Genomic DNA, 22,106 nt, shown 5'->3' on the forward strand with positions numbered 1-22,106 from the left:
TTCGCGGGTCGGCCGGTGGCCCGGCGCGACCCGTGCGGTCAGGACCGCGTGACGCCGCGGCGACGCGTGAAGAGCACGTACAGGCCGAGCACGATGATCGCGCCGAGGATGGATCCGATGATCCCGGCAGGCTGCAGGAAGCCGCCGTTGGGGTCGCTGCCGAAGAGCAGGAAGCCGAGGAAGCCGCCGACGAAAGACCCGACGATTCCGAGGACGATCGTCAGCAGAATGCCCATGCTCTGCTTGCCCGGGATGACGGCGCGAGCGATGAGGCCGGCGATGAGGCCGATGATGATGAGGCCCAGAATTGTCCAGAGCATGATCTCTCCTTTGTCTCGTGGACACCGCGGGGGGTGCGGTGTCTCCTGTGAGATGACGATGACGCTACCGCTCGCGCCGCCCCAGCGCCCGGAAACCCCTGCCTCTTGACACGGGCCTCAGCGAGCGGGAAAATCGCGCGTCCGCTTACGCTGGGAAGCGTTTTCCGTTGGGATGCGCCACAATGAGACCGTGCCCGATCTGACGCTTCGCCTCGACGACACCGACCTGACCGTGACCACCGCCGGCGTCGACATCGCCCGGTACGCCTTCGCCCCGGGCGGCGCGCCGTCGGAGGGGCCCAAGCCTTTCCTGCATCCGGTGCGTGCGCTCGACGGCGCCCCGCTCACGGCGTACCGCCCCTGGGACCACCGCTGGCACAAGGGCGTGCAGATGACGTGGACCCACGTGTCGGGCGAGAACTTCTGGGGCGGCAACACCTACCGCCCGGACACCGGCGACTACGCCCTGCTCGACAACGTCGGCCGCATGCGCCACGACGGCTTCACGGAGATGACGGATGCCGGCCCCGAGGTGTCGTTCACCGAGCAGCTCACCTGGATCACGCAGGGCGGAGAGGAGTGGGTCGCCGAGACGCGGACGCACCGCTTCCACAGCGTCGACGCCGAGCGCGGCCTGTGGCTGCTGGACTTCTCGACGACGCTCCGCAACGTCGCCGGCCGCGACCTCGAGTTCGGTAGCCCGACGACGCAGGGCCGCCCGAACGCCGGCTACACCGGCTTCGTCATCCGGATGCCGCGCGCCTGGACCGGCGGCCGCGTGCTGGCCGGCGGCCTGCCCGACGACGCCGGCGCCGACGCCGTCATGGGTCTCGACGCGCCGTGGGTCGCCCTCTCGGGCGAGCACGACGAGTTCGACGGCGGCGGGACGGTGCTCGCATTCGCAGGCTCGTCGACCGGTGGCCCCGCAATCCGCTGGTTCGTGCGCAGCGAGCCGTTCCCGATCCTCGCGCCCTCCCCTTCGTTCGACGAGCACATCGTGCTCGCACCGGGGGCCGAGCTCTCGCTGGCGCACCGGCACGTCTTCGGCGACCGCATCTGGACCCCCGACGAGACCCGCGCTCTCGCGGACGAACTCGCACCCTGAGTTCGTCGTCTGCGCCGGGTGCGGCGCGTTTCGTCTCGCTCGTCCCTCGCTCGCTCAACGACCGGGAGCAGAGTTCCGGTCGTTGAGCGAGGGAGCGCAGCGACCGAGGGTGGCGTCGTATATTCCGGTCGTTGAGCGAGGGAGCGCAGCGACCGAGACGAAACGCGCCGAACCGAACTGCCGCGCCGGGTGCGGCGCGTTTCGTCTCGCTCGTCCCTCGCTCGCTCAACGACCGGGAGGACGGACGGGCCCGCTTCAGGAGGCGATGACCTCGAGGTCCGCGCGGACGGGGAGGTCCCAGGCGGAGGGGCCTGCCCCGACGGCGTAAGCACCCGGCTGAACCCGGAGCGCGCCGGCGTGGAGCCAGTCGTCCACCGCTCCCGGCAGGCGCACGTCGTCATCCCAGACCGCGAGCCTGCCGGGCGAGAACTCGAGCTCGACGTCGCGGACCTCGCCGGGCGCGAGGCGCACGCGGCGATATGCGACGAGCACCCGGCGCGGGGTCGCGATCGCGAAGTCGCCGGTGGGCAGCACGTACAGCTGCACGAGCTCCTCGGCGTCGCGGTCGCCGGTGTTGCGCACCCGCACCGCCGCCCGCACGACGGGCTCATCCCCGCGCGGCGCGAAGCCGGCGTGACGGTGCGTCGGCGCCGGAGCGGCAATCGCCACGCGGCCCGCGCGGTCGGAGTCTCCGCTCGTCGCGGCATCCGCCAGCGTCACGGACTCGTACGCGACCGGCGCGAACGTGAGGCCGTGACCGAACGCGAACGCGGGCTCGCCGGCCTGGTGGCGGTAGGTCGCGCCCTGCCGCAGCGTGTCGTAGTCGAACAGGTCGCCCGCCTGCTCCTCGGTGGCGGGCCAGCTCTGCGACAGGCGGCCCGCCGGCTCGCGATCACCCGAGAGCACGTCGATGACGCCGTGCCCGAGCTCCTGACCGCCATGACTCGACCACACCACGGTTGCGGCATCCACGTCGTCCAGCACGTAGGGGTAGCTCGACACGACCGTGAGCACCGCGCGCGGGTTCGCCTCGCGTGCCGCGCGCCACACCTCGGCGGCAGCGGCGGGCAGTCGCAGGTGCGGGCGGTCCTCGGTCTCGCGCCCCGCGAGGTGCGGGTCGTTGCCCACCGCGACGATGACGGCGTCGGCTCGCGCGGCCGCCTCGGCGACCGCGGAGGCGCCGGACCGCACGACGCGCACGCCGAACCGCTCGGCGTCGTCGAGGGTCACCGCCTCGGCCGCGAGCAGCCCCGAGTCGCGGAAGGTCCGCATCCAGCGGCCCGAGCCGAGGTGCAGCAGCGACCAGCTGCCGTCGGCGTGCACGTGGGCGCGGAAGCTCTCCTGCACGATCCACCCGCCGACCCGGGCGGCGTCGGCGCGCATCGGCCAGGAGCCTCCGGTGAGCAGCAGACCGCTCGCGTGGGAGCGGAGAGTGAGGATGCCGTCGCCCCAGTCCGTGATGTCGAACAGCGCGTCGTCGCCCGCGGCGTCGGACGACGCCTCGACGGACGAGCCGTCCGCGGCGGCGACGACGTAGCGGCCGTTCGATGCGGCGCGCAGCGCCACCGTGTCGGCACCGGTCACGACCTCCGCCTCGCCGAAGCGCTCGGCGGCCGCGGCACCGATGCCCACCGAGTACGTTGGGGTGCCGGCGTACCAGTCGGTGAGCACGAGGTCGGCGAGCGGTCCGACGACCGCGACCCTCGAAGCATCCGAGAGTGGCAGCACTCCGTCGTCGTTCCGCAGCACGACGACGGAGCGCGCCACCGTTTCGCGGGCGAGCTCACGCGCCTCCGGCGCGTCGATCGCCTCGACGCCGATGCCCGCATACGGGTCGTCGGCGCCGTCGAACTCACCGGTGCGGATGCGCAGCTCGAGCAGGCGCACCACCGCCCGGTCGATGTCGTCCGTCGTGAGGAGCCCGTCCTCCAGCGCCTTGCGCAGGTAGCCGATGGTGGGCGCCGCGTTGGCGTCGTTGTCGGTGAACGAGTCGAGCCCCGAGCGCACCAGCGCCGCGGCGGCGTGGACGTGGTCGGGCTGGGCGCGCTGGGTGGTCACGAGGAACGTGGGCGCGCCGGCATCCGACACGACCGCGATCGATTCGTCGGTCCACGACCGCGCCTCGGCGACGAGTTCGGGCTGCGTGTGCGCCGGGATGCCGTTGACCTGGTTATAGGCGAGCATGACGCCGCCCGCAGCACCGGCCTCGATCGCGCCGCGGAAGGCGGGCAGCTCCTCTTCGTGGAGCGTGCGCAGCGACATCTCGGACGACGTCGTGGAGCGGTCCGTCTCGTTGTTGTAGGCGAGGAAGTGCTTGAGCGCGGGCACCGTGCGCCAGACCCGCGGGTGGTCGCCGCGCAGGCCCCGAGAGTACGCCGTGCCGAACACGGCGGTGACGTGCGGGTCTTCGGAGTAGCCCTCCTCGTTGCGCCCCCACGCGGGGTGGCGCAGCGTGTTGACCACCGGCGCCCAGACGTTGAGGCTCACGAGCGGGTTCTCGGCGCGCTTGGCGCGCACCTCGATCGCGGCGACCCCGCCCACCTTCTCGACGAGGTCGGTGTCCCACGTCGCGGCGAGGCCGACGGGCTGCGGGAACACCGTCGCCCGGCCGAGCCATGCGGCGCCGTGCAGCGCCTCGCACCCGGTGCGCCACTCGGCGACGCCGAGCCGCTCGATCGCGGGGGCCGCCTGGTGCAGCATCGCGAGCCGCTCGTCGGGCGTCAGCCGGTCGAGCAGGTCGCGCGCACGCGCCGCGAGCGGCTGGTCGACCTGCCGGAACAGCGGCTGCTCCCCGGGAGTCACCGTTTCGCTCATCGTGCGTCCTCCTCGATCTCGATGCGGATCTCTCCGGATGCGGCAGCCCGTGCGATCCGGTCTCCCACCTGCAGCGCCCACGGCGCGCGCGCGTCGTCCGACGCGGCGATGATCGCCCCGCCTTCGCGGCGCACGCGGAACGTGGTGGCGCCGGCGGCGCCGATGGACCCCTTGGCGTCGTGGCCGGGCACCGACGTGACGGCGTCGTAGCCGTCGGGCAGCTCGAAGCAGCGCAGGGTCACGCCGTCCGCCCAGTCGTAGTCGGGGCGGCTGTCGTCGGCGCCGAACGGCAGCACGGTGCCGGGGCGCACGCGCAGCGGCACCGAGTCGTAGCCGTGGGTCTCTGCCACCCACCGGCGGCCGTCGACGACCGAGCCGTCCAGGAGCGAGGTCCATCGTCCCTCTGGCACGTAGTACTCCACGCCGCCGTCGGCGGTGAACACCGGGGCCACGAGCAGCGACTCGCCCAGCATGTACTGGGTGTCGGCGTCGAAGCCGGAGCGGTCGCCGGGGAACTCCAGCACCATCGGGCGCATCATCGGCGTGCCGTCGGAGTGCGCCTGCTCGGCCGCACCGGCCAGATACGGCATGAGCCGCATCTTCAGCTTCGTGAACTCACGGGCGATGTCGACGGCCTCCACGTCGAAGGCCCACGGCACGCGGACCGACGACGAGCCGTGCAGCCGGGAGTGCGACGAGAGCAGGCCGAACGCGAGCCACCGCTTGAACAGGCCCGGGTCGGGCGTGCCCTCGAACCCGCCGATGTCGTGGCTCCAGTAGCCGAAGCCCGACATGGCGAGCGAAAGCCCGCCGCGCAGGGACTCTGCCATCGAGAGGAAGGTCGAGTCGTTGTCGCCGCCCCAGTGCACCGGGAACTGCTGCGAGCCGGCGGTCGCCGAGCGCGCGAAGACGACCGCGTCCCCGACGCCGTGGTGCCGCTCCAGCGCGCGGAAGACGACCTCGTTGTAGAGCTTCGCGTAGTAGTTGTGCATGCGGTGCGGGTCCGACCCGTCGTGCCACACGACGCCCTCGACCGGGATCCGCTCGCCGAAGTCGGTCTTGAACGCGTCGACGCCCTGGTCGAGCAGTCCCTGCAGCTTCGCGACGTACCAGTCGGCCGCCTCCGGGTTCGTGAAGTCCACGAGCCCCATGCCGGCCTGCCACATGTCCCACTGCCACACGCTGCCATCGGTGCGCCGCAGCAGGTAGTCCTTGTCGGCCGCCTCGCGGAACAGCGCCGAGCGCTGGGCGATGTAGGGGTTGATCCACACCGACACGTGGACGCCGCGCTCGTGCATGCGGGCGATCTGGCCGACCGGGTCGTGGAAGGCGCGGGCGTCCCACTCGAAGTCGGTCCACTGGTACTCCCGCATCCAGAAGCAGTCGTAGTGGAAGACCGACAGCGGGATGTCGCGCTCGGCCATGCCGTCGACGAAGGCGCTCACGGTGTCTTCGTCATAGCTGGCGGTGAAGGATGTCGTGAGCCACAGCCCGAACGACCACGCCGGCACGCGCGCCGGGCGCCCGGTGAGTGCGGTGTAGCGGCGCAGCACGTCCTTCGGCTCGGGTCCCGCGATGACGTAGTAGTCGAGCGACTCGCCGTCGACCGAGAACTGCACGCGCGAGTTGACCTCGCTGCCGACCTCGAACGAGACGTTCGCGGGGTTGTCGACGAAGACGCCGTAGCCGCGCGACGTGATGTAGAACGGCACGTTCTTGTAGGACTGCTCGCTCGAGGTGCCGCCGTCGGCGTTCCACGTGTCGACGACCTGGCCGTTCTTCACGAACGCGCCGAAGCGCTCGCCGAGCCCGTAGACGCGCTCGCCCGGTTCGATGCTCAGCTGCTGGTGCACCCAGGTGGGCTGCGTGCCGCCGGCGGCGGTGCCCGCGGTGCCGGGGGTCCCGGTCGTGCCGTTCTTGCCGCTGGTGCCCGTGAAGTGCCCGATCGATCGCGGCAGCGAACTGGTCAGCACGCGCCCGTCGCTCTCGAAGTCGACGCGCCACTGACCTGCGGACCGCGAGACGCGCGCGGCCAACGAGCCGGACGTGAGGATGCCGGCCTCGTCGTCGATCGCGATCTCGGGACGGAAGCCCTCCTCGCCGAACACCTCGAAGTCGGGGCCGCGGTGCACGGCACCCGCGTGCCGCTCGACCCGCACCTTGACGACGCCGGGCGCCGGGGCCGAGAGCGTCATCGTCAGCATCGCGCGATTGAGGGTGTCGCCGCGGTCGCGGATCACGGCCGTCGGCGCGTACACGGTCATGGTGCCGGCCGCCTCGTCGTGACGGATGTCGTCGACCTCGACCGCATACAGCGGCGCGAGTCCTGGCCGGGTGAGCCAGTAGCCATCGGTGAACTTCACTCTGCGTGCCTTTCGATGAGCACCATGGCGGCGCCGGGGGCGAGCGTGGCCCGCCCGTCGACGTCCGCGTCCGACAGGAGATCCCGGTGCGGCCCGGGCACCGTGAGGTGCCGCGTCGCCTGACCGTGGTTGAGAAGGAAGAGGGCGTCGCCGCGCCGCACGGCCTCGACGTCGTCGGGCAGCACGCGATCAGGCACGACGCCAGTGACGCCCGCGGCGCCGAGCGCGTCGTCGAGGACGGCGGCGAGCGCATCGTCCGACGCGACGGCGCCCAGGTACCAGGCGGTGCCGTCGCCGACACGGTGGCGCGTGATCGCCGGCGCTCCGGCGAGATGCCCATCGCCGAAGCGGGCGAGCACGTCGGCGCCTTCGGCGCGCAGCCGCTCCCCGAGGACGGTGGCCTCGGCCGTCGCCGGGCCGGTCGTCCAGCCGGCCTCCACCGCGAGCGGCGTCGGCGCGTCGGGCAGCCCCACCCACTCCTCGCCGCTGACGCCGAGAAGGTCGCGCAGCAGCACCGGGGAACGCCCGGTGAGGATGCCGGCGTTGACGTCGGCGACCCCCGAGAACGGGCCCACCACGAGGCTCGCGCCACCTTCGACCGCCGCGCGGAGTGCGGCTGCGGCATCCGTCTCGACGATGTACGTGTGCGGCACGAGCACGACGCGGTACGTCGAGAGGTCGGCGCCGGGGCGCACGAGGTCGACCGCGATGCCGCGACGCCACAGCGCGCGGTACCAGCGCTGGACCTGCTCGAGGGTGTCGAGCCGCTCGGTCGGGCGCCCGGGCTCGTCGGCCGCCCAGCGCGAGGGCCAGTCGAAGAGGAGCGCGACGGATGCCGCCACCCGACCGCCGACCACCGGCCGCAGCCGCTGCAGGTCGGTGCCCAGCGCACAGGCGCCCGCGAAGACCTCGGTGTCGGCTCCGGCGTGCGGCAGCAGCGCGGAGTGGAAGCGCTCGGCGCCCGTCCGGGCCTGCCGCCACTGGAAGAAGCAGATCGCGTCGGCCCCGCGCGCGACGGCCTGCAGCGAGTCCAGGCGCGCGCGGTCCCGGCTCTTCGGGAGGTTGTGCGGGCGCCACGAGGTCGCGCTCACCGCCTGCTCCATGAGCACCCACGGGCGGCCGTCGCCGAGCGAGCGCATGAGGTCCTGTACGAGTGCGATGTCGGACGACGCGGTCGCCGCGGCGTGGTCGGGGTACTGGTCGTCGGCGACGACGTCGACGTCGCCCGCCCACTCCCACAGGTCGGTGAGCGGCTCGAACCCCATGAAGTTGGTGGTGACCGGCTGCGACGCACCGGCGTCGCGGACCGCGTCGCGCTGTTCGCCGAAGACGCGCTGCAGCGCCCACGACGTGTAGCGGCGGAAGTCGAGCGACTGCGCCGGGTTGACGAGATAGGGCAAGCGCCGCGGGGGCACGATCTCGTCGAAGTCGCGGTAGCGCTGCGCCCAGACGAGCGTGCCCCAGGCGTCGTTGAGCGCGTCGATCGTGCCGTAGCGGTCGGCCAGCCACCGCCGGAACTCGCGTGCGGCCTCGTCGCCGAAGTCGATCTGGCCGAACTCGTTGCCGACGTGCCACATGCGCACCGCAGGGTGGGTCGCATAGCGCTCCGCCATCGCGGTCGCGATCGACAGAGCATGCGCGCGGTAGACGCGCGAGGCCGGCGTGAACTGGTTGCGCGATCCGGCGGCGAGGCGTACGCCGTCGGGGTTCACGGGCAGCGTCTCGGGGTGCAGGATGCCGAGCCACGGCGGCGGCGACGCGGTCGGCGTCGCGAGGTCGACGGCGATGCCGTGCGCGTGCAGCAGGTCGAGCACCTCGTCGAGCCATGCGAAGTCCCGCTCCCCCGGCGACGGCTCGAGGCGCGCCCAGCTGAAGACGCCCACCGTGACGAGGTTGACGCCGGCGCGGACCATCAGCTCGACATCCTCGTGCCAGACCTCGCGGGGCCACTGCTCGGGGTTGTAGTCGCCGCCGAAGCAGATGCCGAGTTCGCGGGTGAGCTCACCGAACGCGTCGATGCGGCGCGGGTGCGGGGTGGCGGCCATGGAGCGGAGAACCTCTTCGCTGAGTTTCGTGCGGCGGACGGGGTGATCGACGAGCGGATGCCGAAGTGGGCGACGATCTTTCGAAGCGCTTCAACACCGAGACCATATACTAAGGGTGTGACGATGTCCACGCGCCGCGATGATGCGGCCACGCGCCTCCGCTCCGAGGCCCTGCACTCCCTTCGCGCGTCCGCGCCGGCCTCCCGGTGGCTCGAGGCGTACCCCGTCGGCAACGGCCTGCGCGGCGCCATGTGCGCCGGCCTCGCCGGGGGCGAGAAGCTGTGGCTGAACGACATCACGGCGTGGTCGGGTCACGCCGGCGCCGACCCGCTCGAGGGCGTCACCGTGCGCGGGGCGGATGCGCTCGAGGCCGTCCGCGGGGCGATCGAGGCGGACGATCTCGACGCGGCGGATGCGCTGCTGCAGCGGATGCAGACGCCGTGGGTGCAGGCCTACCTGCCGCTCGGCTGGATCGACATCGAAGTGCTGCGGCCACCGGTCGGCGCCGGCCCGGGGACCTTCCAGCGGCGCCTGGACCTCGCGACCGGCGTCGCGACGCACTCCTACGACGGCGTGACGCACCGCACGTGGGCCGACCTCGTGACCGGACTGATCATGCACGAGATCACGGCTGAGGAGCCGATCTCCGTGCGGCTCCAGGTCGGTTCGCTGCTGCGGGCGAAGTCCGCTCCCGCGAACGTGGGCGGCGACCTGGTGACCCAGTGGCTGCTTCCGGTCGACGTGGCTCCCGGCCACGAGCAGCCCGCCGAACCGGTCCGGTACGACGAGCGGACCGGACGCCACGGCGCCGTCGTGGTGCGCTCGTTCGGCGCTGCCGAGGTGGCCGACGGGGTCCTCACCAGCGCTGCCGCGACCACCCACCTGTTCGCCGTCGCGACGGCGACCGCGCCCTCGCTGCCCGGCGACCCCGCCGATGACCGCGACGCACGGCAGCGCGCGCAGGAGCTGCTCTCCGGCATCCCGGTAGCCACCGATGTCACCAGCACAGCGACGGCGCTCCTCGGTGCGCACGTCGCGGCGCACGGCGCCCTCTACGAGCGGTGCGCGCTCGAGCTGCCCGCTCCCGATGACGCCGACGCCGGCTCGCTCGACACCGTCGACCGCGTGTACCGCGCCCAGGAGCGCGACGACGCCGCACTGGCGGCGCTGGCGTTCCACTACGGGCGGTACCTGCTCATCGCATCGTCGCAGCCCGGCGGCCTCCCGATCACGCTGCAGGGTCTCTGGAACGCCGAGCTCCCGGGGCCGTGGTCGAGCGCGTACACGCTCAACATCAACACGCAGATGGCGTACTGGCCGGCCGAGACCACCGGCCTCGCCGAATGCCACGAGCCGCTGCTGCGGTTCACGCGGCGGCTCTCGGAGACCACGGGGCCGGTCGTCGCGCGGGAGCTGTACGGCGCGGACGGCTGGGTCGCCCATCACAACTCGGATGCCTGGGCCCACGCGGCACCGGTGGGCGCGGGCCACGGCGACCCGGCGTGGGCGAACTGGTCGCTCGGCGGCGTGTGGCTCGCACTGCACCTGTGGGAGCACTACGCGTTCGGAGGGGACCGCGCGTTCCTGCGCGACGAGGCCTGGCCGGCGCTCGCGTCGGCCGGGGCCTTCGCCCTGTCGTGGATCCAGGACGACGGCGAGCGCGCGTGGACGAGTCCGTCGACCTCGCCCGAGAACCACTACCTCGACGCCGACGGCCGCGAGCACGGCGTCGCTGTCACCGCCACGATGGATGTCGCGCTGCTGCGGGAACTGGCCGCGGTCTGCCGCGCCGGCGCCGCGACGCTGGGCCTCGACGAGCCCTGGGTCGCGGAGCTCACCGCGCGCACCGGCAGGCTGCCCGACCCGCGCGTCTCGGCGCGGGGCGACCTGCTCGAGTGGGATTGCGAACGCACCGAGGCCGAGCCGGAGCACCGGCATCTGTCGCACCTTCTCGGGCTGTTCCCGCTCGCGCAGATCACGCCCGAGGCGACGCCGGAGCTCGCCCGCGCGGCATCCGAGTCGATCCGGCTGCGCGGTCCGGAGTCGACGGGTTGGGCACTCGCGTGGCGGGCAGGCATGCAGGCGCGCCTCGGCGACGGCGAGGCGGTGCACGCTCAGCTGCGGCTGGCGCTCCGACCCGCCGACGAGGGCTCCGACGAGCACCGCGGCGGCCTCTACCCGAACCTGTTCAGCGCCCACCCGCCGTACCAGATCGACGGCAACCTGGGCGTGACCGCGGCCATCGCGGAGGCCCTCGTGCAGTCCTTCGACGAGCCGGCCGAACACGGCGAGTCCCTGCCACGACCGGCGGCGGAGTCGAACGACCCCGCGCGCGTGCGGCTGCGGCTGCTACCCGCGCTGCCGCAACAGTGGCCCGACGGCGCCGTGCGCGGCATCCGTTCCCGTGGTGACGTCTCGGTCGATGTCGAATGGGCAGGCGGACGCCTCGTGCGGGCACGACTTCGGGCAGGCGCGCGAGCGGCGACAATGATGGTGCACGGGCCCGACGGATCGATCGGCACGTACGAGCTCGCCCCCGGAACCACGCGGGTGATCGAAGCAGGAGAACGGGGAACCTCATGGTGACGATCGCGGACGTCGCACAGGCGGCGGGCGTGTCGATCTCGACGGTCTCGTACGTCATGAGCGGCAAGCGGGCCATCTCGCAGGAGACGCGCGACCGCGTCGAGAAGGCCATCGACAACCTCGGCTTCAGCCCGCACGCGGGCGCGCGGTCACTGGCGTCGCGGTCGACCAACGTCATCGGACTCCAGGCTCCGCTGCGCACGGGCGTCAACGTGCACGTCGTGATGCAGATCGTCACCGGCGTCGTCACGCAGGCGCGCAAGCACGGCTACGACATCCTGCTGCTCGCCAGCGACGACGCCAAGGCGCTGCAGCGAGCCGCCAAGGGATCGATGGTCGACGCCCTGCTGGTGATGGATGTCGAGTCCGACGACCCGCGCATCGACACGCTGTCGGGCCTCGGGCATCCGAGCGTCCTGATCGGCCTGCCCGAGGGGAGGCGGGCGATCCCCTGCGTCGACTTCGACTTCGAGGCCGCGGGCTGGCTGGCCGTGGATCGCCTCGTCGCGCTCGGCCACCGGCGCCTCGCCCTCATCGGCTCGCCTCCCGAGGTCATGTCGCGCCACACCTCCTACGCCGACCGCCTGGCGCGGGGCTTCCTTGCGGCCTGCGAGGCGAACGGCGTGACCGGCACCGTGCACGCGTGCCCGAGCAGCGCCGAGTCGGTCGCGACCGTCGACGCGGTGATGACCGAGAACCCCGACATCACGGGCTTCTTCGTGCACAACGAGGGCGCGCTTCCGCATGTGGCCACGACGATCGCCCAGCGCGGTCATGCGCGCGGCTACGACCTCGCCGTCGTCGCGCTGTGCCCCGACGACGTCGCCCGCTCGGTGTCGGGCCTCGCCGACAGCATCGCCGTGCCGGCCGAGGCGATCGGCGCGGCCGCGACAGACATGATCTGCGAGATCCTCGCGAACGGCGCGAAGCCGGCCGTGCGGCTGCTGCCGCCGGCCCTGACCGGAGTGCCCGCGGCGACATGACGGTGACCTGCGCGCATGCCTCCCCGCCCGACGCCGTTCAGCGGGTGACCCGCTGATGCGGATCGACCCCGACAGTCGCACCCTCGGCGGCTTCTCGACGTTCCTGACCTTCGTCGGGCTCAACCTCCTGTACATCGTGCTGTGCCTGCCGGTCGTGACGATCGGCGCCGCCACCAGCGCGCTGTACGAGGTGACCCTGCGCTACTCCGACGACGAGAGCGGGCGCCCCCTCAAGGACTTCTTCCCCGCGTTCCGCGCCAGCTTCGGCCGCGCGACGGTCCTGATGCTCTGCCTGCTGCTCCCGGCCGCGCTGCTCGGCTTCTCGAGCGTGTTCTGGTTCGCGCACCCCGCGCTGCTGGCCGGCGCGGCCGGCATCGCCGCGGTCATCGGCAGCGCGTACCTCTTCGCGGCGTTCCTGTATGCGATGGCCCAGGTGGCGTACTTCCGCAACACCGTGCGCCAGACGCTCAAGAACGCCCTTCTGCTGCCCGCCGCCGAGCCCGTCCGCACGCTGGGCGTGCTGGTGATCCCCGTCACCGCCGTCGCGCTCATGATCCTGTTCCCGCCGGCGGCGATCCTGGTCGGCACGATCGGCTTCTCCGTCGGCGCCTACGCGACCGCCTTCCTCTTCCGCAGCGTCTTCACCCGCCACGACGCCTGATCCGGTTCGCGGCGCCGCCTGCCGCGCGTGCCGCGCCGATCGAGTGTTTCGGGGCGGCGTTCGGCGGCGGGGACTTGCGCCCGCGCGCGCGACGCGGGCAGGCAGCACACTGTCGAAAACCCCATTGAACTTCCGGTTCACACACCCCCGATGAACTTCCGGTTCACACAGCCGCATCAACGTCCGGTTCACACACCCGCATCAACGTCCGACTCACACAGGTGCGCCGTTGGCCCCAAGGGTTGTCTGTTGTGTGAACCGGAAGTTCAGCGGCCCCCACGGGGAATGTCTGGCGACGGCGAAGACCGACGCGAATGCCGTCACCCGGGCAAGAACGAAGGGCCCGGGATGCAGCATCCCGGGCCCTTCGCGTCATGCGGGTGTCAGCCGGCGAACTCCTCCGCCACGGCGACGCGCGCGTCGTTCTGCGACTTCGCGTTGTCCATGTCGAACTCGAGCACCTGCTCGTAGCCGAGGCCGTTCGCTGTCTCGATGAGCTCGTCGCGCAGCGACTCGAACTGCGCCTCGCTCTCGGCGAAGACCATCTGCCACGAGTACTGCTTGATGATCTCCTTGACCTGATTGCGCAGCGTCTCGATCTCGGAGTCGTCGGCGGGAGCCGCGTAGCTCGCGCCCGGGGCCACGAGCACCTGGTCGTTCGCCTGCAGGTACTCCATGGTCGAGGTCGCGTCGCCCATCTTCGCCGACCAGTCCTCGGTCAGCGGGTTGGCGATCGAGGCCTGGTAGGTCGGCCAGAACGTGTAGTTGTACGGCAGGCCGGTCTCGGCGTCGGTGTCGATCGGGAGGACCGCGCTCAGGTTCAGCGCGGACACGCCGTCGGCGTACTCGCCGCCGCCCCATTCCTCGGGAACGGTCGCGCCGCCCTGCAGGAACACCTCGTTGCCGAAGTCGGTGAGCTCCGGCTCACCGGCGTCGTTGACCTCCCATGTGAGGCCCTGCGGGCCGGCCGAGGCTCCGGTCTGGCTGCTGTTGGCGTACGCGCCCTCGGCGGAGTACAGCCAGTCGACGAACGCGGCGATGCGCTCCGGGTCGTCGGCCTTCGAGCCGATCGCGAAGACCTGCTTGCCGCCGTACGCCTCGGCGCCGTACGAGAAGATGTTCTGGTCCTGCAGGGGCGCCATCTGGAAGCCCTTGCCGGCGGCCATGTTCTCTTCGGTGTTGAAGGCCGACTGCCCGAGCCAGGGCCACCACGAGAACAGCACCTGGCCGTTCTGGAACTTCGAGAACAGCGTGTCGTAGTTCTGCGTGGTCGACTCCGGGTCGACCAGGCCCAGCTGGTTGGCGTCGAAATACAGCTTCAGGTTACGGATGTACTCGCCGTCGGGGTCGAGGATGCTCTGGTAGTCCGAGCCATCGGCCTTGGACAGCACGAACCCGATCTCGTCGTAGCCGTAGAAGCACGCCGGCTGCTTGGCGGTCACCATCATGTTGCCGTCCCAGTCCTTGAACAGCGAGAAGGCGTAGGTGGGCTGGCCGTTGTCGGCGGCGGGGTGGGCCGCCTGCATGTCGGCGAGCACCGGGAGCAGGTCCTCGAGCGTGCCGATCTCGGGGTAGCCGAGCTCCTTGTAGTAGTCCCACCGCACGTACGGGCCGAAGGTCGGGTTCAGACCCTCGGACGGCTCGGTGGGCTTGAGGGAGGAGACCGCGGACGGGAAGCCGTAGATGCCGTCCTTGCCGTCGTTGAGCTTCTCGACGGCCGCGTCGAACTCGGCGGCATTGTCCATCGCCGGGTAGTAGTTCGACGAGTCCTGCACCAGACCGCCCTCGATGAGCTCGTCGAGCTTCTCGCCCTTGTCGGTGATGATGAGGTCGCCGAGGTCACCGGCGGCCACGCGCGTGTTGTACAGGGTGTCGCCGCCGCCCGCGACATTCGGGGCGATGATGTTCAACTTCATGTTGAACTTGTCCTTGACGATCTTGGCGAACCAGCCCTGCTGGACGCCCATGTAGTTCGCGAGACCGTCGAACACGTCGATCGTGATCTCCTCGTCCCACGCCTCGGGGAACTGGTCGATCGCACCTTGATCGTCGCCGCCGCCTGCGCTGCAGGAGGCCAGCGATCCCGCGGCGAGCAGCGCCACGAGCGCCAGGGACACCTTCTTTCGAAGCTTCATTGCTTTCCTTTCTTGGTGGTGCGTGGCCGCCGTCAACCCTTGACGGCGCCCAGCATGATGCCCTTCACGAAGAAGCGCTGGAACAGGGGATAGATGAAGATGATGGGCAGCACGACCAGCACCGAGACGGTCATGCGTATCGAGGTCGGCGTCTGCTGGGTCGCCACCCCGGCTATCTGGCCGAGATTGCCGCCCGCGTTCTGCGCGGCCTGCGCCAGACTCGACGCCTGGTTGATGAACATGTAGAGCAGGTACTGCAGCGTGTACAGGCTCTGATCGGTGATGTAGATCAGGGTGTCCTGGAAGCTGTTCCACTGCGTGACCGCGCTGAAGATCGCGATCGTCGCGAGGATCGGCGTCATATTCGGCAGGTAGACGCGGAAGAAGACCTGCAGGATGTTGGCGCCGTCGACCTCGGCGGCCTCCTGGAGCTCGCGCGGCATCGACTCGACGTAGGTCTTCGCGAGGATCACGTTGAACGGCTGCACCACGAACGGCAGCACGTAGACCCAGAAGTTGTTGGTGAGTCCCAGCGTCTTCATGATGATGAACACCGGGATCAGGCCCGCGCTGAAGTACATCGTGATGATGAGGAAGCGGTACCAGAACTTGCGTCCCCACATGCGGGTCTGCGTGAACATGAAGCCGAGGAACGCGGAGGCGAGCACCGTCAGCACGGTGCCGATCACGGTGCGGCCGACGCTGACCACGGTCGCCATCGGCAGGCCCGGCAGCTGGAACACCTGCGTGTAGTTCGAGAGGTGGAACCCGACCGGCCACAGGCGCACATCCCCGAGCGCGGAGACGTCGTTGGCGCTGACCGAGTTGATGATCAGGTAGTAGAAGGGGTACGCGCAGATGATCGCGAACAGCAGGAACAGCGCATAGTTCGCGATGCGGAACAGCACATCGCCGACCGTCGCCCGGTAGCGGGCGGAGGTGTCGCCGCGCTTCGCGGTGGTGAGCGTCCTCGTCATCGTCGTGGTCATTGCCCGGCCCTCAGACGATCGATTCGCCGCGGACACGCTTGGAGACCGCGTTGACGGTGAGCAGAAGGGCGACCGAGATGAGGCTCTTCAGCATGCCGATCGCGGTGGCCAGCGACAGGCTGTTGCCCGTCATGCCGATGTTGTAGACGTACAGGTCGAGCACCTGGATCCACTCCTTGTTGAACGCGTTCTGGAACACGTAGTACTGCTCCATGCCGTTGTTGAGGATGTTGGCGATCGACAGCAGCAGCAGCACGAGGTACGTCGGCATCAGCTGCGGCACGGTGATGTAGCGCATCAGTTGGAAGCGCCCGGCCCCGTCGATGCGGGCCGACTCGTAGAGCGACTGGTCGATGCCCGCGATCGAGGCGAGGTAGATGATCGCGCCCCAGCCGAGTCCCTTCCAGATGCTCCAGAGCGTCATGGTGATCCAGACGTTCTGGTCGCTGTCGAGGAACTTGATCGGCGTCGTGATGAGTCCCGCGTCGTTGAGCACGTCGTTGACCAGGCCGGAGCTCGAGAAGAGCGAGAAGGCGATCATGTACACGAGCACCCACGAGATGAAGTTGGGGAGCGCGGTGAGGGTCTGCACCGAGTTGCGGAACCACGGTGCCTTCACCTCGTTGAGGAGGATCGCGAAGAACAGCGGCAGCACGGATGTCGCGATGCCCAGGAAGCTGATCGCCAGGGTGTTCATCAGCACCTGGCCGATCTGGGCCATCTGCGTCGGCGAGCTCACGAGCATCTGGAACCACTGCAGCCCGACGAACTCGCTGCCCTCGAGGCCGAGGGCCGGCTTGTAGTCGTAGAGCGAGTAGATCCAGCCGTACAACGGGAGGTAGGAGAACAGGAACGCGAGGATCAGGAACGGGACGATGCAGAGGAACAGCGTGAACGAGGTGCGGCTGCCCGCGGGGCGCGGCCGCCGTGCGCGACCCTTCCTCGAATTCTTGTCGAGGTTGTGGACCGCGGCCTCCTGGAAGACCGTCTGCGCTTGAGCCTGCGTGGTCATCGGACGGTGCCCGGGTGCGCGGCATCCGCCGAGACTGCCGCCGGGTGAGCATGACGCCGTTCCATGTCACTCCTTCGTGTACGTGGCTGCCGCTCCATCGAGGGCGGGCTTTCGGGTTCCAGTGTCGAACCGCTTCGATTTCGAACCGCTTCGATTGAAGAGTAGGCGGGAGGACCGGATTCGTCAAATGCCTTCCCGTAACGCCGAGGTAACGATCGGGAGCCGTCCGGCGGGGCGTCCGCACCATGGAAAGCGCCTACCATGGTCGGACCGGACGCGCGGAGGCGTCCGTTCCCGGCCGGGTGCCGGGAGACCAGGACGGAACGAGCGACATGAAGCGAGTCGGCATCCGTGATGTCGCCGAACGCGCCGGCGTGTCGATCAGCACCGTCTCGAACGCGCTCAACCGCCCGCACATGGTCAGCGAGCGCCTCGTCGACCGGGTGCGCTCGGCCGCCGATCAGCTCGGCTACGTTCCGCTGCAGGCGGCGCAGCAGCTGCGCGCGGGCAGGTCCGGCCTCCTCGGCATGACCGTCATCAACATCGCGAACCCGTTCTTCGCCGAAATGGTCGCCGGCGCCGAGGACGCGGCGTCCGCCGCGGGACTCCGCGTGCTCGTCGGCAACTCCAGCGACGACGTCGCCAAGGAGCGCGATCACCTCGAGCTCTTCGAGCGCGTGCAGGTCGAGGGCGCCCTGGTCAGCCCGTTCGGCCCCCTCGAGCCGTGGCTGCAGCGGCTGCGCGGCCGCGGCATCCCCGTCGTGCTGGTGGATGCGGTCGACGACACCGGCGAGCTGCCCTCGGTGTCGTTCGACGACGTCGCGGGTGGCCGGCTCGCGGCCGAGCACCTGCTCGCGACCGGTCGCCGTCGCCTGGCCTTCGTCGGGGCGCGCGAGGAGGTGCGGCAGGTGCGCGAGCGCCTGCAGGGCGCGCGCCTGGCCGTCGCTGCGTACGAGGGCGCGTCCCTCGAGCCCATCTGGACCTCGCGCACCACCTCTGATCTCGGCCGCGCCTTCGGCGAGCAGCTCGCGGCACGCTCGCCCGCCGACCGTCCCGAGGGGATCGTGACGTCGAACGACCACCTCGCCATCGGGCTCGTCCACGGCCTGATCTCGCAGGGCGCGCGGGTGCCCGACGACGTCGCCGTCGTCGGCTACGACGACATAGAGTTCGCGGCGATCGCCGGCGTGCCGCTCACCTCGGTTCGCCAGCCGGCTCGCGAGATGGGGCACACGGCCGCCGAGATGCTGCTGGCCCGGATCGCGGGCACCGCCGGTGCGGATCTGGGGAACGTCGTCTTTCAACCGGAGCTCGTCGTCCGCGCCTCGACCGGCGGCTGACCCCATGTCGGCTGCCTGCCGCCTCAGCTGACCAGCTGAGAGCCCATGGCCGGCCGATCGCCGTCGCGGCGCTCGATCGCCCGCAGCGACCGCCCGACGAAGGCGGCTATCCGCCGCGCGCCCCGCTCGTGGAAGTGGGTGTCGTCGGCGAGCCCGTCGGGCCACAAGGGGTGCTCACCGGGCGCGAAATGCGACAGCAGGGCGACGGACGCCTCCGGCCCGAGATCCTCGTAGAGCCACGTCGTGAACGCCGTAAGGTCGATCAGCGGCACGTCGAGCTCGTGCGCCAGATCACGCACGGCGTTCGGATAGTCGCCGTGCGTCGCGATCACTTGGTCGCCGTCGAACCAGCGCCGCTCGACGGAGGTGCACAGCACCGGTCGCGCGCCCCGTGCGCGGACGTCGTCGACCATGCCGCGCAGGCGTACGGTGTACCCGCCGCGCGCGCCGAGTTCGGGCAGCTTCTGGTCGTTGTGCCCGAACTGGATCACGACGACGTCACCCGCGGCGACGCCGTCGAGCAGGCGGGCCCAGGTTCCGTCGGCAAGGAACGACTCAGTCGTCGCGCCGCCGTAGGCGAGGTTGCGCACCGGCGCCTCGACCACGGGTTCGATGTACGAGCCCCACCCGGTCATGGGCAGCTCGTCGGGCTTCGCGGGGGCGACCGTCGAGTCTCCGGCCAGGTGGTACGTCATGTTCAGCCTTTCGCAGGCGCCGGGGCGCGGCATCCGTCGATACCATGTCATCATGACTCAGAAAGCGTTTACCGGCGCTATCCGCGTCATCGGGATCGCCCAGAATCCCCGACCCGGCCGATCGGTGCTGGCGCTGCTCGCGCGCCGCCCCGCGCGCATGACTGCCGCCATCCTCGCGTTCGCGTGCAAGGAGATCCCGCTCTGGTTCCTGCCGGTGGTGACGGCCAAGATCATCGACCTGGTCGCGACCGGCGGCGACGTGTCGACCGTGCTGGTGTGGTTCGCGATCGCGGCGGTGCTGCTCATCCAGAACTACCCGATGCACATCGTCTACACGCGCAACTTCATGACGGTCGTGCGCGACACCGGCGCGGACCTCCGCAACGCCCTCGCCGCGCGACTGCAGAGCCTGTCGATCGGCTACCACACGCGGGTGAGCTCGTCGATCGTGCAGACGAAGGTGGTGCGCGACGTCGAGAACGTCGAGCTCATGCTGCAGCAGGTGACGCACCCGCTGCTGTCCTCGACGATGGTGCTGATCGGCGCCATCGTGATGACCGCGATCGCCGTGCCGCAGTTCCTGCCCGTGTACGCCCTCGCGGTGCCGATCGCCCTCGTGCTGCGCGCCACCCTCAGCCGCCGCTCGCGGGCCCGCAACGAGGTGTTCCGCCGCGAGGTCGAGGGGTTCGCCGCGCGCGTCGGCGAGATGGCCTCGCTCATTCCGGTGACCCGCGCGCACGGCCTCGAGCGCACCGCCGTCTCGCGCGTGCAGGCCGGCGCCGACGGCGTCCGTCGCGCGGGGCTCGACCTCGACATGCTCAACGGCCACGTCGCGTCGATCTCGTGGGTCGCGATGCAGCTGCTCGGACTCGGATGCCTCGTGCTCGCCGCGATCTTCGCGCTCACCGGCATCCTCCCGATCACGCCCGGCGAGGTCGTGCTGCTGTCGTCGTACTTCACGCTGCTCACGTCGGGACTGACGTCGCTGCTGATGCTCATCCCGGTCGGCGCCCGCGGCCTCGAGTCGATGCGCTCGATCTCGGAGGTGCTGCAGGAGCCCGACCTGGAGCAGAACGAGGGCAAGCGCGCGGTCGAGCAGGTCGGGGGTCATCTGCAGCTGCAGCACGTCTCGCATCGCTACGACGGCGCGGAACGGGATGCCGTGCACGACGTCTCGCTCGACATCCCGCCCGGCGAGACCGTCGCCTTCGTGGGCTCGTCGGGATCGGGCAAGTCGACGATGCTCAACCTCGTGCTGGGGTTCGTGCGCCCGACGTCGGGGCGCATCCTGCTCGACGGGGCCGACATGAAGAGCCTCGATCTGCGGACCGTGCGCCAGTCCGTCTCGGTCGTGCCGCAGGAGTCGGTGCTGTTCGAGGGGACCATCCGCGACAACATCGCGTACGGCCTCGACGACGTGTCGGAGGAGCGTCTGCATCAGGCGCTGCGCGACGCCAACGCGGCCGAGTTCGTCGACCGGCTGCCGGGCGGGGGGGACACCGTCGTCGGCGAGCGCGGCGCGCGCCTGTCGGGCGGCCAGCGGCAGCGACTCGCGATCGCCCGGGCGCTGGTGCGCGACCCGCGCATCCTCCTCCTCGACGAGGCGACCTCGGCGCTGGACCCGGAGTCGGAGGAGCTCGTCAAAGACGCGCTCAACCGCCTGATGCGCGGCCGCACCACCCTGGTCGTCGCCCACCGCCTGTCGACGATCCGCCAGGCCGACCGGATCGTCGTTCTCGAGCACGGCGAGGTGGTCGAGGTCGGCGGGCACGACGCGCTGCTCGCCGCCGGTGGCCGCTACGCCCACCTCCACGCCACGCAGGCGGGCCACCCGCGCTGAGGTGTCTCCGGCGTGGGATAGCGCTTTCCGCTCCCACCGCCTACCCTGGAAGAGCGGATGCCGCCGGCTGCGGCATCCGCTCTCGATCCACCCGAAGGAGCCACCGTGACCGAGAATCTGCGCTGCGCCATCGTGGGCACCGGAGCGATCGCCCACTCGCACGCGAGGGCGATCGCCGCATACCCGCGGGCCGAGCTGGTCGCCGTGACCGACCTGAGCCGCGCGTCGGCCGAGGCGTTCGCCGCCTCCTACGGCGCCCCCGTCGTGTACGACGACCTCGAGACCCTCCTCGCGACCGAGCACCCCGACGTCGTCCACGTCTGCACTCCCCCGGGCGCGCACGCCACCCAGACCGTCGCCGCCTTCGCGGCCGGCGCGCACGTCGTCGTCGAGAAGCCTCCGGCGCCGTCGCTCGATGAGCTCCAGGAGATGACGGATGCCGCAGCCGCCGCCGACCGCCGGCTCGCGGTCGTCTTCCAGCAGCGCACCGGCACGGCGCCCGCGCATGTGAAGCGCCTGCTCGACTCCGGCGCGCTCGGGCGTCCGCTCGTCGCCCAGTGCCAGACGCTCTGGTACCGCGATGCCGCGTACTTCGCCGTTCCGTGGCGCGGCAAGTGGGAGACCGAGGGCGGCGGCACGACCCTCGGCCACGCCATCCACCAGCTCGACCTGCTGGCGTTCCTGCTCGGCGACTGGACGCGCGTCGAAGGCCGCCTGTGGCGCCTCGACCGCGAGACGCAGACCGAGGACGTGTCGACAGCGACCGTCGTGTTCGAGGGCGGCGTGGTGGCACAGGTCGTCTCGAGCACCCTCTCGCCGCGCGAGGTGAGCACGATCCGCATCGACACCGAGAAGGCCACGATCACGGTCGACCACCTGTACGGCCACGGCCACGAGAACTGGCGCATCACGCCTGCTGCTCACGTCGACGCCGACGAGGCCGCGACGTGGGAGATCACCGGCGCCGAGGAGCGCAGCGACCACGTGTACCTGCTGCGGGACGTCTTCGACGCGCTGCGATCGGGCACCCCGCTCCCTCCGACTGCCGACGCCCCCGCCCGGTCGATCGAGCTCGTCGCGGCGATCTACGCCTCGGCCGACGCCGACGGCGCAGTGGTGACGCCGGCGGATCTCGCCGCGCACCCGACGCACCGCAAGAGCTTCGCCAGCGCCGTGATCGACCTGCGCCCGGCCCACTGAGCCCGAGGCTCGCTGAGT

15 protein-coding genes are annotated in these 22,106 nt (G+C 70.8%); 7 read left to right on the top strand and 8 right to left on the bottom strand.

The window, feature by feature from the left end; genetic code table 11:
- Window positions 1–38: 38 nt before the first annotated feature.
- Window positions 39–320: a GlsB/YeaQ/YmgE family stress response membrane protein gene (locus MRBLWS13_RS10110; protein WP_349428916.1), complete on the bottom strand. Its 282-nt coding sequence runs from the start codon at window positions 318–320 to the stop codon at window positions 39–41.
- A gap of 190 nt (window positions 321–510) precedes the next feature.
- Here MRBLWS13_RS10110 and MRBLWS13_RS10115 point away from each other — a divergent pair, with 190 nt between their 5' ends.
- A complete protein-coding gene (locus MRBLWS13_RS10115; RefSeq protein WP_349428917.1) occupies window positions 511–1,425 on the top strand; it encodes a PmoA family protein in 915 nt (304 codons plus the stop codon).
- A gap of 255 nt (window positions 1,426–1,680) precedes the next feature.
- Here the strand turns inward: MRBLWS13_RS10115 and MRBLWS13_RS10120 are convergent, their stop codons facing one another.
- The 3 genes from MRBLWS13_RS10120 to MRBLWS13_RS10130 are packed head-to-tail and all read right to left on the bottom strand — an operon-like array spanning window position 1,681 to window position 8,647.
- Window positions 1,681–4,239, bottom strand: a complete 2,559-nt coding sequence (locus tag MRBLWS13_RS10120; RefSeq protein WP_349428918.1) for a glycoside hydrolase family 3 C-terminal domain-containing protein — start codon at window positions 4,237–4,239, stop codon at window positions 1,681–1,683.
- Complete coding sequence (gene yicI, locus MRBLWS13_RS10125; RefSeq protein WP_349428919.1) at window positions 4,236–6,602, bottom strand: alpha-xylosidase; 2,367 nt, start codon at window positions 6,600–6,602, stop codon at window positions 4,236–4,238. Before yicI ends, MRBLWS13_RS10120 begins: the two co-directional genes overlap by 4 nt.
- Window positions 6,599–8,647, bottom strand: a complete 2,049-nt coding sequence (locus MRBLWS13_RS10130; RefSeq protein ID WP_349428920.1) for a beta-galactosidase — start codon at window positions 8,645–8,647, stop codon at window positions 6,599–6,601. The genes yicI and MRBLWS13_RS10130 overlap by 4 nt, the downstream gene beginning before the upstream one ends.
- Before the next feature lie 123 nt (window positions 8,648–8,770).
- On the opposite strand from MRBLWS13_RS10130, the gene MRBLWS13_RS10135 reads away from it, so the two are divergent.
- From MRBLWS13_RS10135 to MRBLWS13_RS10145, 3 genes are read left to right on the top strand one after another with little or no spacing between them, the layout of a single operon-like run.
- Window positions 8,771–11,233 carry a glycoside hydrolase N-terminal domain-containing protein gene (locus tag MRBLWS13_RS10135; protein ID WP_349429033.1) on the top strand — a complete coding sequence of 821 codons (2,463 nt, stop codon included), beginning with the start codon at window positions 8,771–8,773 and terminating at the stop codon, window positions 11,231–11,233.
- Entirely contained in the window at window positions 11,227–12,216 is a 990-nt protein-coding gene (locus MRBLWS13_RS10140; RefSeq protein WP_349428921.1) for a LacI family DNA-binding transcriptional regulator, read from the top strand. The genes MRBLWS13_RS10135 and MRBLWS13_RS10140 overlap by 7 nt, the downstream gene beginning before the upstream one ends.
- Before the next feature lie 55 nt (window positions 12,217–12,271).
- Window positions 12,272–12,877, top strand: a complete 606-nt coding sequence (locus MRBLWS13_RS10145; protein ID WP_349428922.1) for a YesL family protein — start codon at window positions 12,272–12,274, stop codon at window positions 12,875–12,877.
- Window positions 12,878–13,260: 383 nt separating this feature from the next.
- Here MRBLWS13_RS10145 and MRBLWS13_RS10150 read toward each other — a convergent pair whose 3' ends face one another.
- Genes MRBLWS13_RS10150 through MRBLWS13_RS10160 form a run of 3 tightly spaced genes read right to left on the bottom strand, consistent with a single transcriptional unit; the run spans window position 13,261 to window position 17,013 of the window.
- Window positions 13,261–15,012, bottom strand: a complete 1,752-nt coding sequence (locus MRBLWS13_RS10150; RefSeq protein WP_349428923.1) for an ABC transporter substrate-binding protein — start codon at window positions 15,010–15,012, stop codon at window positions 13,261–13,263.
- A gap of 32 nt (window positions 15,013–15,044) precedes the next feature.
- Window positions 15,045–16,001: a carbohydrate ABC transporter permease gene (locus MRBLWS13_RS10155; RefSeq protein ID WP_349428924.1), complete on the bottom strand. Its 957-nt coding sequence runs from the start codon at window positions 15,999–16,001 to the stop codon at window positions 15,045–15,047.
- Window positions 16,002–16,011: 10 nt separating this feature from the next.
- Window positions 16,012–17,013 (bottom strand): ABC transporter permease subunit, encoded by a 1,002-nt coding sequence (locus MRBLWS13_RS10160; RefSeq protein ID WP_349428925.1) that lies wholly within the window; start codon window positions 17,011–17,013, stop codon window positions 16,012–16,014.
- A 332-nt stretch (window positions 17,014–17,345) separates the two neighbouring features.
- On the opposite strand from MRBLWS13_RS10160, the gene MRBLWS13_RS10165 reads away from it, so the two are divergent.
- Window positions 17,346–18,353 (top strand): LacI family DNA-binding transcriptional regulator, encoded by a 1,008-nt coding sequence (locus tag MRBLWS13_RS10165; RefSeq protein WP_349428926.1) that lies wholly within the window; start codon window positions 17,346–17,348, stop codon window positions 18,351–18,353.
- 23 nt (window positions 18,354–18,376) lie between these two features.
- Here MRBLWS13_RS10165 and MRBLWS13_RS10170 read toward each other — a convergent pair whose 3' ends face one another.
- Window positions 18,377–19,048 (bottom strand): rhamnogalacturonan acetylesterase, encoded by a 672-nt coding sequence (locus tag MRBLWS13_RS10170; RefSeq protein WP_349428927.1) that lies wholly within the window; start codon window positions 19,046–19,048, stop codon window positions 18,377–18,379.
- Window positions 19,049–19,100: 52 nt separating this feature from the next.
- On the opposite strand from MRBLWS13_RS10170, the gene MRBLWS13_RS10175 reads away from it, so the two are divergent.
- Complete coding sequence (locus tag MRBLWS13_RS10175) at window positions 19,101–20,888, top strand: ABC transporter ATP-binding protein (protein ID WP_349428928.1); 1,788 nt, start codon at window positions 19,101–19,103, stop codon at window positions 20,886–20,888.
- 105 nt (window positions 20,889–20,993) lie between these two features.
- Window positions 20,994–22,088, top strand: coding sequence for a Gfo/Idh/MocA family oxidoreductase (locus MRBLWS13_RS10180; protein WP_349428929.1), 1,095 nt, complete (start codon window positions 20,994–20,996; stop codon window positions 22,086–22,088).
- The last annotated feature ends 18 nt before the right edge of the window (window positions 22,089–22,106 follow it).

Origin of the sequence: Microbacterium sp. LWS13-1.2, from assembly GCF_040144835.1 — a bacterium.
Classification (GTDB): Bacteria; Actinomycetota; Actinomycetes; order Actinomycetales; family Microbacteriaceae; genus Microbacterium.